The organism is Anaeromyxobacter soli (genome assembly GCF_022808855.1).
Taxonomy (GTDB): Bacteria; Myxococcota; Myxococcia; order Myxococcales; family Anaeromyxobacteraceae; genus Anaeromyxobacter; species Anaeromyxobacter soli.
In genome coordinates, this window is record NZ_JAKZLF010000001.1 from 426,872 (window position 1) to 439,469 (window position 12,598).

The 12,598-nt window shown below is 72.1% G+C and carries 10 protein-coding genes; 3 read left to right on the forward strand and 7 right to left on the reverse strand.

Annotated features, from left to right (window positions below):
• Positions 1 to 34 precede the first annotated feature (34 nt).
• The gene (locus tag MLV88_RS01865) at positions 35 to 1,954 is read right to left on the reverse strand and encodes a PKD domain-containing protein (protein WP_242333769.1); all 1,920 of its coding nucleotides are present in this window, start codon (positions 1,952 to 1,954) and stop codon (positions 35 to 37) included.
• 191 nt (positions 1,955 to 2,145) lie between these two features.
• Positions 2,146 to 3,357 carry an acetate/propionate family kinase gene (locus MLV88_RS01870; protein WP_242333772.1) on the reverse strand — a complete coding sequence of 404 codons (1,212 nt, stop codon included), beginning with the start codon at positions 3,355 to 3,357 and terminating at the stop codon, positions 2,146 to 2,148.
• 258 nt (positions 3,358 to 3,615) lie between these two features.
• Here MLV88_RS01870 and MLV88_RS01875 point away from each other — a divergent pair, with 258 nt between their 5' ends.
• The gene (locus tag MLV88_RS01875; protein WP_242333775.1) at positions 3,616 to 4,107 is read left to right on the forward strand and encodes an RsbRD N-terminal domain-containing protein; all 492 of its coding nucleotides are present in this window, start codon (positions 3,616 to 3,618) and stop codon (positions 4,105 to 4,107) included.
• Positions 4,108 to 4,142: 35 nt separating this feature from the next.
• Here the strand turns inward: MLV88_RS01875 and MLV88_RS01880 are convergent, their stop codons facing one another.
• Complete coding sequence (locus MLV88_RS01880; protein ID WP_243336663.1) at positions 4,143 to 4,604, reverse strand: YiiD C-terminal domain-containing protein; 462 nt, start codon at positions 4,602 to 4,604, stop codon at positions 4,143 to 4,145.
• Positions 4,605 to 4,663: 59 nt separating this feature from the next.
• Complete coding sequence (locus MLV88_RS01885) at positions 4,664 to 5,677, reverse strand: NAD-dependent epimerase/dehydratase family protein (RefSeq protein ID WP_242333781.1); 1,014 nt, start codon at positions 5,675 to 5,677, stop codon at positions 4,664 to 4,666.
• A gap of 92 nt (positions 5,678 to 5,769) precedes the next feature.
• Between MLV88_RS01885 and MLV88_RS01890 the strand changes: the two genes are divergently transcribed.
• Positions 5,770 to 6,699, forward strand: a complete 930-nt coding sequence (locus MLV88_RS01890; RefSeq protein ID WP_242333784.1) for a LysR family transcriptional regulator — start codon at positions 5,770 to 5,772, stop codon at positions 6,697 to 6,699.
• A 113-nt stretch (positions 6,700 to 6,812) separates the two neighbouring features.
• Positions 6,813 to 7,730: an NAD(P)-dependent oxidoreductase gene (locus MLV88_RS01895; protein ID WP_242333787.1), complete on the forward strand. Its 918-nt coding sequence runs from the start codon at positions 6,813 to 6,815 to the stop codon at positions 7,728 to 7,730.
• A 101-nt stretch (positions 7,731 to 7,831) separates the two neighbouring features.
• Here the strand turns inward: MLV88_RS01895 and mdh are convergent, their stop codons facing one another.
• The 3 genes from mdh to MLV88_RS01910 all read right to left on the reverse strand — a co-directional run bounded on the left by mdh (position 7,832) and on the right by MLV88_RS01910 (position 12,459).
• Positions 7,832 to 8,782 carry a malate dehydrogenase gene (gene mdh, locus MLV88_RS01900; RefSeq protein WP_242333790.1) on the reverse strand — a complete coding sequence of 317 codons (951 nt, stop codon included), beginning with the start codon at positions 8,780 to 8,782 and terminating at the stop codon, positions 7,832 to 7,834.
• Positions 8,783 to 8,821: 39 nt separating this feature from the next.
• Positions 8,822 to 11,056 carry an NADP-dependent isocitrate dehydrogenase gene (locus MLV88_RS01905; RefSeq protein ID WP_242333793.1) on the reverse strand — a complete coding sequence of 745 codons (2,235 nt, stop codon included), beginning with the start codon at positions 11,054 to 11,056 and terminating at the stop codon, positions 8,822 to 8,824.
• A 509-nt stretch (positions 11,057 to 11,565) separates the two neighbouring features.
• Positions 11,566 to 12,459, reverse strand: a complete 894-nt coding sequence (locus MLV88_RS01910) for a 5'-3' exonuclease (protein WP_242333796.1) — start codon at positions 12,457 to 12,459, stop codon at positions 11,566 to 11,568.
• Between the last annotated feature and the right edge of the window lie 139 nt (positions 12,460 to 12,598).

Here is a 12,598-nt window from a genome sequence, read left to right on the forward strand (position 1 = left end):
AGCTGGACGAGGCCGTCCCGGGCGAGCGGGCGCGTCAGTACGCGACGACGCCGTACGGCGCGAGCAGCCCCGAGCTGGCGTCCACCTCGAAGAGGACGAAGCGCCGGGTGCCGTCCCTGGAGAAGAACGCGAACCGGCCGTGCGCGAGGAAGCCCTTGCCGCCCACGCCGACGCGCGGGAACGCGACGGTGTCCTGCCTCGCGAGGAAGTCGTCGCCGAAGACGCGGAGCTCCGTATCGCCCGCCGGCTGCGGAGGATACGTCCACGAGTCGACGGCGGGGATGGCGAGGACCTGGCCCGCGGCGAGCGAGTGGTCCACCCAGCGCACGCGCGTGGTGGCCTCCAGCGCGCCGGCGTAGGTCATGTCCGCGCCCGACGTCGAGCCGGTCGTCGTGTTCGAGTGGAAGGTGTTCCCGCAGGCGGTGAAGATCCGCAGCCCGTCCTCGGAGATCCAGAGGTCGCCGCACATGGCGTAGTCGCCGTGGTACGGCGAGTCGTAGAGGTACTTCGCGGTGCCCGCGGCGATGTCGTACTTCTCGATGTCCGCGGGGGAGAGGCCGTTGTCGGCGCCGTAGATGAACGTTCCCCCGGGGTGCAGCTTCGCCTTGGTGCCGGCACGGATGGACCAGCTCGAGCTCAGCGTCTCGGCTCCGGTCGAGACGTTCAGGCAGTGGATCTCGACCCACTGATCGACGCGCGGGAAGGCGTAGACGAAGCCGTTCCCCGCGAGCACCACGTCGAGGACGTCCGAGGTGGTGGGGATGACCTTCTCCACCGCGAGCGGCGCGGGGGAGAGCCGCACGTACGAGACGTAGCCGTTGTGGCCGACGGCGGCGTGGAGCCCGTCCGGCGAGACGCTCACCGAGGTGGGCGCGAGCGAGAGATCCACGGACTGCTCGGTCCCTGCGACCGGATCGGCGACGTAGAGGCGGTTGGGCGTGGTGCCCACCGTCACCACCCGATCGAGCGGCCGCGAGTACTCGGCGTCCACGACCGAGTGGCCCAGCAGCCAGACCTTCTTGTGCACCGTGACCTGGACGGCGTCGGCGGCCACGCTCTGGAGCGAGCCGTCGCTCACGAGGAGCGAGAAGGCGTAGACGCCCTCCGCGTCGAAGGTGACGGTCGGGGCGCACGCGGTCGGATCGGAGAGCACGGCGGCGCTGCCGGTCGGGCGCGCGGTGAGGGTCCAGGCGCAGGTGAACGTGTCGCCGTCCGGGTCTGACGAGGCCGCGGCGGAGAGGGCCAGCGTGGCGTCTTCGTTCGACTCCAGGTCCGGGCCGGCGTTCGCCACGGGGGCGTGGTTGCGCACCGTGATGGTCACGTCGTCGAAGGAGGACACCACGCCGTCGCTCACCGTCAGCCGGACCACGTAGGTACCGAAGACGTCGGGGGTGAGCGAGGTGGTGGCGGCGGCCTGGGCGGACAGGGCGGCCGCGCTGCCGATCGGCCGCGTCACGAGGGTCCACCCGAGGACGAGGGGATCGCCGTCGGGGTCGTAGCTCGCCGAGCCTGAGAGCGACAGCTCGAGGCCGCGGCTGCCCTCGCGGTCCGCGCCGGCGCTGGCGACCGGCGCCTGGTTCTCGCAGGTAATGGTCACCTCGTCGTTCACGGGCGGGTTCACGCCGTCCGAGACCTGCAGGCGCACGACGTACGCGCCCGGGACGTCCGCCGTGAACTGGGTGACGTCGGAGGTGGGGCTCTGCAGGCGCGCGCTGCTCCCCGCCGGCCGCGAGACCATCGTCCAGAGGTGCGCGATCGGGAACCCCTCGGGGTCCACGCTCGCCGAGCCGTCGAGCGTGACGACGGCGTTCTTGCCGACCGAGCGATCGAAGCCGGCCTGCGCGATCGGCGGCTGGTTCCCCGGGACGACGGGGGCGGGCTTGCTGTCGCTGCTGCTGCAGGCGACGAGCGTGCAGAGCGCGAGGGCGGCGGCGCCGCGACACGTGACGTTCATGTTCTCTCCCAGGGGATGCGCGGCTCAACGCGTCGGGCGTTCCGCGCACGGACGGTTGCTTTCGACCGCCCGTGCATCGTAGCCGAGCCGGTCCGGGCTCGGCGAGCAAACGGCTCCGCGCGCGGAGCGCACGCGATCCCACCCGGACCCACCGGCGCGCACCCTCCGGAGCTCCCGGCGCGCCGGGGACGTCAGCTCGCCCGGCGTCCGCCGGAGGCCTGCGTCCGCTCGATGACCTCGGCGGTGTCCATCGCGATCATGAGCTCCTCGTTCGTCGCGACGACGGCCGCCATGGGCCGCGTGGTCCGCGTGATCCGGCCGCACAGCGCCTTGCCATGGGACGCGTTCGCGTCGGGGTCGAGCACGAGGCCGGTGAAGCCGAGCAGCTCGACCACCTGGGCGCGCACCTGCGCGGCGTTCTCGCCGATGCCCCCCGTGAAGACGAGCGCATCGAGCCGGCCGAGCGCCACGGTCATCCCCGCCGCCGCCTTCGCGACGGAGTGGCAGAACTTGTCGATGGCGAGCGCTGCGCGGGCGTGCCCGCCCTCGGCGGCGCGCTGCAGGGTCAGCATGTCCGCGCTGAGCCCCGAGAGGCCGAGCAGGCCGGAGCTCTTGTTCAGCTCGTCCATCACGTGGTCGGCGTCGCACCCGAGCGACGTCTTCATGTGCGCGATGATCGACGGGTCGATGGAGCCGCTGCGCGTGTCCATGACCACGCCGTCGAGCGGCGTGAGCCCCATCGTCGTGTCGAGGCTCTTGCCGTTGCGGACCGCCGCGAGCGAGCAGCCGTTGCCGAGGTGCGCGGTGACGATGGCGTGGTCGTCCGGATCCAGGCCGAGCTGCGACACCGCTCGCAGCGACACGTAGTGGTGGCTCGTGCCGTGGAACCCGTAGCGCCTCACCTCGTGCTGCTCGAACCACTCGTACGGGACCGCGTAGAGGTACGCGCGCGGCGGCATCGTCTGGTGGAACGCGGTGTCGAACACCGCGACCTGCGGCACCCCCGGGAAGAGCTGCTGCGCGAGGCGGATGCCGAGCAGGTTGGGCGGGTTGTGGAGAGGTCCGAGGTGGACGCACTCCTCGATCTTGGCGACGACCTCGGGGGTGATGAACCTCGACCCCGAGAACCTCGCCCCCCCATGCACGACCCGGTGTCCGATGCCGAGCATCCGGTCGGCGAGCCCCACCTCGCGCAGGACGTCCACCACCGCGCGCAGGGCCGCCTCGTGGTCGCCGCCGGCGAGAGGCCGCGACCGCTTGCGCCCCTCGTGCTGGAGCTCGAGCATCGCCTGAGGGGTCCCCAGGTGCTGCGCCGTGCCCGAGACGTGCTCGTGGCCGTTCGACGAGTGGACGACGGCGAACCTCACCGAGGTGCTGCCGCAGTTCAGGACGAGTACGTTCACCGGCTCTCCATGGGCGTGGCGAGGCGCCACAGTCGCACCCCGGGACGCCGCTTCGCAAGCCACGTCGGCGCGCTCCGTACGGCTGGAATGACACTGCGGGCCTGCGTGCTCGGGTCGGAATCACGGCGTCGCGCAGTCTCTGCGCGACTCATGCGTCGCGGTTATCGTCGCCATAGCCAGAATGACTTTTCCTTATCGGGCGCTGGTCGCTATGTTGCGCCTGTCGCGGGTGGACCCGCGCCGAGGAGAACGGTCGCCATGAACGTCGAGGACCTGCTGATCGCGTACGAGCCCGCGATCGTGGACGAGGCTGTGCACGCGACCGAGGAGAACGAGCGCTACGGGCGCGACGGCGACGAGGCGACGCGGCGGCGCATCGAGGAGCTCTATCACCGGCTGACCGCCGCCGTGCGCGCGCGTGACGTGAGCGAGCTGCTCGCCTACGTGCGGCGGATCGCGCGCGAGCGGTCCGCGGCGGGCTTCGAGCTCTCCGACGTCCAGGCTGCGTTCGACGCGCTCGAGGAGGCGATCTGGCACGGGGCGGTCGTCGAGCTGCCCGCCTACGACCTTCCGTTCGGACACGGCCTCGTCTTCACCGCGCTCGCGCACGGCAAGGAGACGCTGCGGCACGCCTTCGACCCCGCCGCCCCGCACGTCCCGGCGCCCTTCCCCGACCTCACGCCGCTCTACAAGGGCACCGAGGCGGTCCTCGCGCCCTGCCCCGCGGAGGAGATGGTCTTCGCCGCCTGAGCCTCCCGGCTCCGACGGCGAGACGCTCGGGCGGCCTACGCGGCGGGAGCGCCGTCGAGCCGCGCCGCCACGTACACCCCCTCGTACGTACCGCCGACCCCCGACTGCGAGTGAATGGCGCCGCGGACGCGCACGCGCGCCTTCCGCCGCCGCGCGAGCGTCGCGAGGAAGCGCTCCCAGTCGGCGTAGCCCGGCAGGGACGCCGTCGCGGTGAAGTCGCCGCCGACGGGCTCGTCGAAGTCCACCTCGCTGCGCTGGATGACGAGGCGCGCCTCGATGCCGCGCTCGCGGAGGGCGAGGTGCAGCAGCGTCCAGCCCGCGAGGATGGCGAGCGCCGAGAGGCTGCCGCCGAACGCGGTGCTCCGGTGGTTCAGGTTCGGCGCGAGCGGCGCCGCGAGGCGGACGGAGGTCCGGTCGTACGCCTCGACCACGGCCCCGAGGTGGCGCGTGAGGGGGATGTGGTCGTGCAGGTAACGCGTGGTCTCGTCGAGGGTCATGAGCGAGCTCGGAAGCGCGGCGGGCCTCCAGCATAGCGCGCGCCGCGCCCGGTCGCCGCTCAGGCCGCTTTCGCGCCAGCGAGCGAGCGGATCCAGCTCGCGGTCTCGGCCACCGCCTGCTCTCGAGCGGTCGGCTCGACCCCGAAGGCCTCGCGGAAGCGCCGGTCGTCGATGACGTAGGGCACCTTCCACTGGTAGGTCATCTCGGCGGCGGCGCCGAGCACGGGGCTCACGAGGCCCGCTGCGCGCATGACCCAGTCCGGCACTGCCCGCACCCGGCCGCGCCGGCCCAGCGCCGCCCCGATCGCCTCGACGAGGCCGCGCGTGGTGCCGGTCCAGGCCAGCGGCAGGTGCCACACCCGGCCGTCCGCCGCCGGGCTCGTTCCGAGCACCGCGAGGCCCCGGGCCACGTCGGGTCCGTAGCTGTATCCGTGGGGCTGGTCGGGGTCGCCGCCCATCTCGATGGGCTTCCCCGCGAGGATCCGCTCGGCGAACCGGGCGCCGAGGAGCGCCGTCGGCACCTCCGGCCCGAAGTAGTCGGAGGCGCGCCCGGTCGTCGCCCGGACCTCGCCGCGCGCGTGCGCCTCGACGAGCTCGCGCGCCAGCATCGCCCGCAGCTCGCCCTTGTGGCTGCAGGGGTTCATGGGCGTGTCTTCGTCGAAGGGCGCTCGGTCCGGCCGACCGTACATGTACAGGCAGTCGAGCACGACGAGCCGCGCGCCGGCCCGGGCGGCGGCGTCGCGCACGCCGCGCTTCAGCGGGGGGAGCACCTCGTCCCAGCGGTGGTAGTCCGCGGGGTTGGCGCAGTCGTAGACCACCGCCGCGCCGCGGGCGGCCTCGGTCGCGGCCTCGCGATCGGCGGCGTCGGCGCGCCGCCACTCCACGCCAGGGAGCGCGCGACCGGGCTGGCCACGCCGCACCATCCGGACCCGCAGGCCGCGGGAGAGGAGCTCCATCGCGAGGCGCGTACCGATCTGGCCCGCGCCGAAGACGACGTGCAGCGGGGGCGGGGCGAGCTCCACGGGGCCGTCGGCGTGAAGGGGGGACTGCGAGGGGTTCCGGAGGAGCGTCATGGGTGGAGGTCCTTTCGAGGTCCTTTCGTCTCCGATCTGACCTCCGCGCGAACGCATGGCAACGCGCAGTCCTGCGGGCTACCTCTGCATCCATGCAAAGGCTCCGCTGGGACAACGCGCAGGTCCTGCTCGCGCTCCTGCAGGCGCGCTCCTTCTCCGGCGCCGGCGCGCGCCTCGGCGTGAACGCCTCCACCGCCTCGCGCCGGCTCGACGCGCTCGAGGCGGCCCTGGGCGCCCACCTGTTCGATCGGACGCCGGACGGCGTCCTCCCCACCGCGCTCGCAGAGGAGCTGGGGCCACACGCGGAGGCGATGGAGCGGGCCGCCACCGGGCTCGCGCTCGCCGCGCAGGGGCGCGAGGCGCTGGCGGAAGGCGAGGTGCGGCTGACCGCGCCGCCCGGCGTCGTGGAGTTCCTCGTCGCGCCCGCGCTGCCGCGGCTGCTGCGCCGTCACCCGCGCCTGCGGCTCTCCGTCGACGCGAGCGTGACGTACGCGGACCTGACCCGCCGCGAGGCCGACCTGGCGCTGCGGACGACCCGCCCGGCGTCGGGGGACCTCGTCGTGAAGAAGCTCGGCGAGACGCGGGGAGGCGTGTACGGCGCCCCCGCCTACGCGGTCGAGCTGGGCGTGCTGCGCCGGCTCGACGAGGCCCGCTGGATCACCTGGGGCGACGACCTCGGCCACCTGCCGCCCGCCCAGCTCGTCACGCAGCGGGTGCCGCCGGCGGCGATCGTGCTCAGGACCAGCCACATGGGGGCGCAGCTCGCGGCCGCGGCCGCTGGCGCCGGGGTCCTCCTGTCCGATCCGCACACGGCGAAGGTCTGCGGCCTCGTGGAGATCCCGCTCGCGCCGGCGCTCCGGCGCTCGCTGCCGCCGCTGCGCGGGGGCGCGCTCTGGCTCGTGGCGCACCGCGCCTTGCGCGACGTCCCGCGCATCGCGGCGCTGTGGGCGTTCCTCGAGGAGGAGGCGCGCGGGGCCGGGCTCGTCCCGGATCGTGCCGGCGCGGGCACGGTCGGGCCGTAGCGCGGCGCTCCGGCGCCATCCCTCCGGGCGAGCGTCCGGCGACGCGCCTTTCGCTCAGGGTCGCGCGGGCCGGGGCCGGTGCCGGTGGTTAGGGTGAGCGCCGGGGCAATGTCATGGACGTCGGATTCGTCGGGCTGGGCTCGATGGGGCAGCCCATGGCGCGCAACCTCCTGCGCGCCGGTCACCACGTGACGGTCTGGAACAGGACCCGCGCGCGCGCCGAGGCGCTCGCGGGCGACGGGGCGACCGTCGCGGGCACGCCCGCCGAGGCCGCCCGCGGCGGCGTGGTGCTCACGATGGTCTCCGACGACCGCGCGCTCGAGGCGGTGGTCTCCGGCCCGGACGGACTCCTCGCCGGGCTCCCCCGCGGCGGGCTCCACGTGTCGATGAGCACGATCGGCGTCGCCACGGCGGAGCGGCTTTTGCGCGGGCACGAGGAGGCGGGCCGGCGGCTCGTGTCGGCGCCGGTGTTCGGCCGACCCGACGCCGCCGCGGCGGCGAAGCTGTCCATCGTCGCCGCGGGCCGCGAGGCAGACATCACCCTCGCCAGGCCGCTGTTCGAGGCGATGGGCCGGCAGGTGCTCGTGGTCGGCGCGCGCCCGCCCGAGGCGAACCTCGTGAAGCTCGCGGGGAACTTCCTCATCACCGCCGCCATCGAGGGGCTGGCGGAGGCGACCGCCGTCGTCGCGAAGGGGGGCGTCGATCGGCGCAAGTTCCTGGAGGTCCTGCTCGGCACGCTCTTCGATGCGCCGGTCTACCGCGGGTACGGCAGCCTCCTCGTGGAGGAGCGGTTCTCGCCGCCGGGGTTCGCCCTGCCGCTCGGCATCAAGGACAACCGGCTGCTGCTCGAGGCCGGCGAGCGGCTCGCGGTCCCCCTCCCCCTCGCGAGCCTCGTGCGCGATCGCATGCTGGCGGCGCTCGCGCGCGGCTGGGGCGACCTCGACTGGTCGGTCTTCGCCCGGATCTCCGCGGAGGAGGCGGGGCTCTCCGACGCCCCGCGCGCGGCAAGCTCCGGCGCGACCTCGCCCTGAAGCCGCCCTGCCCTCTCCCGCGCAGGCCCGGCCTGAAGCGAAGAGGCCCCGGCCGCCTTTCGGCGACCGGGGCCTCGAGCTTCGTTCGTCGCGGGAGCGCGCTACTTCATGCTGCCGACGAGATCCCGGACCGCCTTCACCGACTTGTCCATCATCGCCTGCTCCTCCGCGTTGAGCTTCAGCTGGAGGATGCGCTCGGCGCCGCCCGCGCCGATGACGACCGGAACGCCGACGTAGAGCCCGTCGACGCCGAACTCGCCCTTGAGGAACGCGCAGGTCGGGAGGACCCGCTTCTGGTCCTTGAGGAACGACTCGGCCATCGCGATGGCGCTGGAGGCCGGCGAGTAGAAGGCGCTGCCCGTCTTGAGCAGGGCGACGACCTCACCGCCCGCGCCACGGGTCCGCTTCACCATCGCGGCCATGACCTCGGCGGCCTTGGCGGCGCCGTACTTCTGCTCGAGGAGCTCCATCACCGGGATGCCGCAGACGCTGGTGTACCGGACGAGCGGCACCATGTCGTCGCCGTGGCCGCCCAGCGTGACCGCCGTGACGTCCTTCACGGAGACGCCGAGCTCCCAGGCGATGAACGCCGCGAAGCGCGCCGAGTCGAGCACGCCGGCCTGGCCGACCACGCGGTGGTGCGGGAACCCGGTGATGCGCTGGCAGAGCGTCACCATCGCGTCGAGCGGGTTCGAGATCACGATGACGAAGGCGTCCGGGGCGTACTGCTTGATGCCCTCGGCCACCGACGTCATGATCTTCGAGTTCACGGCGATGAGGTCGTCGCGGCTCATGCCCGGCTTGCGCGGCAGGCCGGCCGTCACGATGACGACGTTCGAGCCCTTGATGTCCTCGTAGCTGTTCGTGCCCTTGAGGCTCACGTCGAAGCCGTCGACCGGCGCCGCCTCGGCGATGTCGAGCGTCTTGCCCTGGGGCAGCCCCTCGACGATGTCGAAGAGGACCACGTCGCCCAGCTCGCGCAGCGCGGCGAGCTGCGCCAGCACGCCGCCGATCTGACCGCCACCAATCAATGCAATCTTCGGTCTAGCCATTTCTATCTCCTCGAGAAGATCTGGTTCGATTCCCTGCTACTACGCCATAGCGTCAACGATTGCATTCAACGTCGGGCTGGGGCGCATCGCCGCAGCCGTCTTCTTGGGATCCGGCCGGTAGTAGCCGCCCGTGTCCACCGGCTTCCCCTGGGCCGCGATCAGCTCCGCGTCGATCTTCGCGGCGTTCTCCCCGAGCTGCTTCGCCAGCTTGGCGAAGCGCGCCTGGAGGTCCTTGTCCTTCGTCTGCTCCGCGAGCGCCTCCGCCCAGTACAGGGCGAGGTAGAAGTGGCTGCCGCGGTTGTCGATCTGCCCCACCTTGCGGGCCGGCGACTTGTTGTTGTCGAGGAACTTGCCGATCGCCTTGTCGAGCGCCTCGGCGAGGACAGCGGCCTTCTCGTTCTTCGACGTCGCCGCGACGTGCTCCAGCGAGGCGCCCAGCGCGGAGAACTCGCCGAGCGAGTCCCAGCGCAGGTAGCCCTCCTTCACGAACTGCTGCACGTGCTTCGGCGCCGAGCCGCCCGCCCCGGTCTCGAACAGGCCGCCACCGGCGAGGAGCGGGACGATCGAGAGCATCTTCGCGCTGGTGCCGATCTCGAGGATCGGGAACAGGTCCGTGAGGTAGTCGCGGAGGGCGTTGCCCGTGACCGAGATCGTGTCCTGGCCCTGGCGGATCCGCTTCACCGAGAAGCGCATCGCCTCGACGGGCTCGAGGATGCGGATCTCGAGGCCGACCGTGTCGTGGTCCTTCAGGTACTTCTCGACCTTCGCGATGACCTGCGCGTCGTGCGCGCGAGCCTTGTCGAGCCAGAACACCGCCGGCGCGCCGGTGGCCCGGGCGCGGGTGACCGCGAGCTTCACCCAGTCACGGATCGCGGCGTCCTTCGCCTGGCACATGCGGAAGATGTCGCCCTCCTCGACCGACTGCTGGAGCAGCGTCGCGCCCGTCTCGTCGTTCACGACGCGGACGGTGCCGTTGCCCTGGGCGATGAAGGTCTTGTCGTGCGAGCCGTACTCCTCGGCCTGCTGCGCCATGAGGCCGACGTTCGGCACGCTGCCCATGGTCGCCGGGTCGAACGCCCCGTTCTTCCGGCAGTCCTCCATGATCTCCCGGTACATCGTCGCGTAGCAGCGATCCGGGATGACGGCCTTCGTCTCCTTGAGCTTGCCGTCCGGGCCCCACATCTTGCCGGACTCACGGACCACGACCGGCATCGACGCGTCGACGATGATGTCGTTCGGCGCGTGGAGGTTCGTGATGCCCTTGTCGGAGTCGACCATCGCGAGCGCCGGGCGCTTCGCGTAGACGGCCTTGATGTCGGCCTCGATCTCCGCCCGCGTCTCCGCCGGCAGCGCCTGGATCTTCTTGTAGAGGTCGCCGAGGCCGAGGTTCGGGTTGACGCCCGCCTGCTTGAGCGCGGCCGCGTGCTTCTCGAACACGTCCTTGAAGAAGACGGTCACGGCGTGGCCGAACATGACGGGGTCGGAGACCTTCATCATGGTGGCCTTGAGGTGCAGCGAGAAGAGGACGTCGTTCTTCTTCGCGTCCTCGATCTGCTCCTCGTAGAACTTGCGCAGCGCGCGAATGCTCATGACGGTCGAGTCGATGATCTCGCCCGCCTTGAGCGGCGCCTTCTTCTTGAGGACGGTGGCCTTGCCGTCCGCGGAGACGAACTCGATCCGGTAGTCCATCGCCTGCTGGACGGTCATCGAGGTCTCGTGGCCGTAGAAGTCGTCGCTCGTCATGTGCGCGACGTGGGCCTTCGAGTCGGACGTCCAGGCGCCGAGCTTGTGCGGGTGCTTCTTCGAGAACGCCTTCACGGACAGCGGCGAGCGGCGATCGGAGTTGCCCTCACGGAGCACCGGGTTCACGGCGCTGCCGAGGCACTTCGCGTAGCGCGCCTGGATCGCCTTCTCGGCGTCGTCCTTGGGGTTCTCGGGGTAGTCCGGGAGCTTGTAGCCCTTCCCCTGCAGCTCCTTGATCGCCTCCTTGAGCTGGGGGATCGAGGCGCTGATGTTCGGCAGCTTGATGATGTTGGCCTCGGGCGTCCGCGCGAGCTCGCCGAGCTGGGCCAGGTAGTCGGGGATGCGCTGGCTCTCGGTCAGGTTCTCCGGGAAGTTCGCGATGATCCGGCCGGAGAGCGAGATGTCCCGCGTCTCGACGGCGACGCCGGTACCCTGGGTGAAGGCCTGGACGATGGGGAGCAGCGAGTACGTGGCCAGCGCAGGCGCTTCGTCAATATCCGTCCAGATGATCGTGGAGGTCTTCGTCGTCATGTCCTCTTCCTTGGTGCCCCTGCATCTCACGAGCGGGGAACCTTCACTGTTCGTACTCGACTGCTTCTGATCTTCGCCCGGGGCGATTCTTCGGCCCAGAGAGCTGAGGCTCCGGCACCCGCCCCTGGGCTGCTTTCACGTCTGCGCCGGACAGTTCCTGGAAGCCGTGGAAATTACACGATGTGTCAGGCGACTGTCTTCACGTCGGCCGGCGGATGTGGACTTCGCGCGTCCGCGAGCGCCAGCGCGCAGGGGATGCGCCGCCGACGCTGCCCGCCGAGGCCGTCGATCTCCCCGACGACCGCCGGATGGAGCCGATCCGAGGTGCCCGGGCGCCGCGGCGAGCGCAGCTTCTGCGCGATGGACACACCGGTGCCGGGGGCGAGGACTGCTCCTCGACCCCGCACCGGCCGCCGATCGGGAACGGGCCGCCGACCCGGAATAATCCGCCCTCTCGGGTGTGGCGTCCCGTTACGCCCGCGGCGCCCCCTGCCCCGGCGCGGCGGCGATCAGCCGCCGTCCCAGCGTGCGCGGCGCGCGTCCAGCGCCGGGACGAGCGAGCGAGCGCCGAGCTCGTCGCACCACGCCTCGAAGCGCGCCCGCGGGATGCCCTGCCAGCGCACGTCCTCGAGCGACTCTGCGAGCGGCACGTCGCGGACGAGCGTGGCGAGCCGCCGGTAGAGGATGGCCGCCTCCCGTCCCGCGTCCAGCGCGCGCACGAGCGTCGCCGCGCCGCGGATACCGGCGGGCCAGCGCCCCGGGTCGAGGGGGATGTCCTCGAGGTGGACGAACCGTGCGAGCAGCGCCGAGGCGGTCCTCGCCCCGAACCCGGCGAGCCCGGGGATCCCGTCCGCCTCGTCGCCCACGAGCGCCAGGTAGTCGGGGACGCTCTCGGGCCGGATGCCGCGACGGGCGAGGAGCGCCTCCTCGTCGATCTCGCGCTTGCGGATGCGGTCGACCTGCACGACCTGGCGTCCCCACAGGCACTGCCCCAGGTCCTTGTCGGGCGTGAGGATGCGCACCTGGACCGCCGCGTCGCGGAAGCGGGCGGCGCCGGTGGCCAGCGCGTCGTCGGCCTCGAACTCGCGCATCGACCAGACGGTCACGCCCAGCGCACGGACCGCCGCCTCGGCGGCGTCGAATTGCGCGAGCAGCTCCCGCGGCACCCCGTCGTCGGTCTTGTACCCCGGCCAGAGGTCGTTCCGGAAAGAGCGGATGGGATTGTCGAACGCGACCGCGACGTGGGTGACCGCCTCGCCCTCGTCGTGCAGGAGGGCCAGGAGCGAGCTCGCGAGCCCGACGGTGGCCTTCGCGTCCCAGCCCGCCGGCGCGACGTGGCCGGGCCGCTTCGAGTAGTGCGCCCGGAAGAGCTCGAAGGTGCCGTCGACGAGGTGTACCCGCATCGCGGCCGAATATAGGAGCCCACCGGGAGACGCGCGGCCCGACGCCCGCAAGCCTGTCGGGGCGTGCCGCCGCAAAAAACCGTTCACCTGTGAGCGCAAGCTGCTGCTCGAGCGCGCGGCGGCGTGTGAGCGCGCGGCG

What these genes read in the sequence shown, in the direction of transcription:
- MLV88_RS01865 (WP_242333769.1), bottom strand. Translation starts at nt 1,954, where the DNA reads ATGAACGTCACGTGTCGCGGCGCCGCCGCCCTCGCGCTCTGCACGCTC.
- MLV88_RS01875 (WP_242333775.1), top strand. Translation starts at nt 3,616, where the DNA reads ATGAACGTCGAGGACCTGCTGATCGCGTACGAGCCCGCGATCGTGGAC.
- MLV88_RS01880 (WP_243336663.1), bottom strand. Translation starts at nt 4,604, where the DNA reads ATGACCCTCGACGAGACCACGCGTTACCTGCACGACCACATCCCCCTC.
- MLV88_RS01885 (WP_242333781.1), bottom strand. Translation starts at nt 5,677, where the DNA reads ATGACGCTCCTCCGGAACCCCTCGCAGTCCCCCCTTCACGCCGACGGC.
- MLV88_RS01890 (WP_242333784.1), top strand. Translation starts at nt 5,770, where the DNA reads ATGCAAAGGCTCCGCTGGGACAACGCGCAGGTCCTGCTCGCGCTCCTG.
- MLV88_RS01895 (WP_242333787.1), top strand. Translation starts at nt 6,813, where the DNA reads ATGGACGTCGGATTCGTCGGGCTGGGCTCGATGGGGCAGCCCATGGCG.
- mdh (WP_242333790.1), bottom strand. Translation starts at nt 8,782, where the DNA reads ATGGCTAGACCGAAGATTGCATTGATTGGTGGCGGTCAGATCGGCGGC.
- MLV88_RS01905 (WP_242333793.1), bottom strand. Translation starts at nt 11,056, where the DNA reads ATGACGACGAAGACCTCCACGATCATCTGGACGGATATTGACGAAGCG.
- MLV88_RS01910 (WP_242333796.1), bottom strand. Translation starts at nt 12,459, where the DNA reads ATGCGGGTACACCTCGTCGACGGCACCTTCGAGCTCTTCCGGGCGCAC.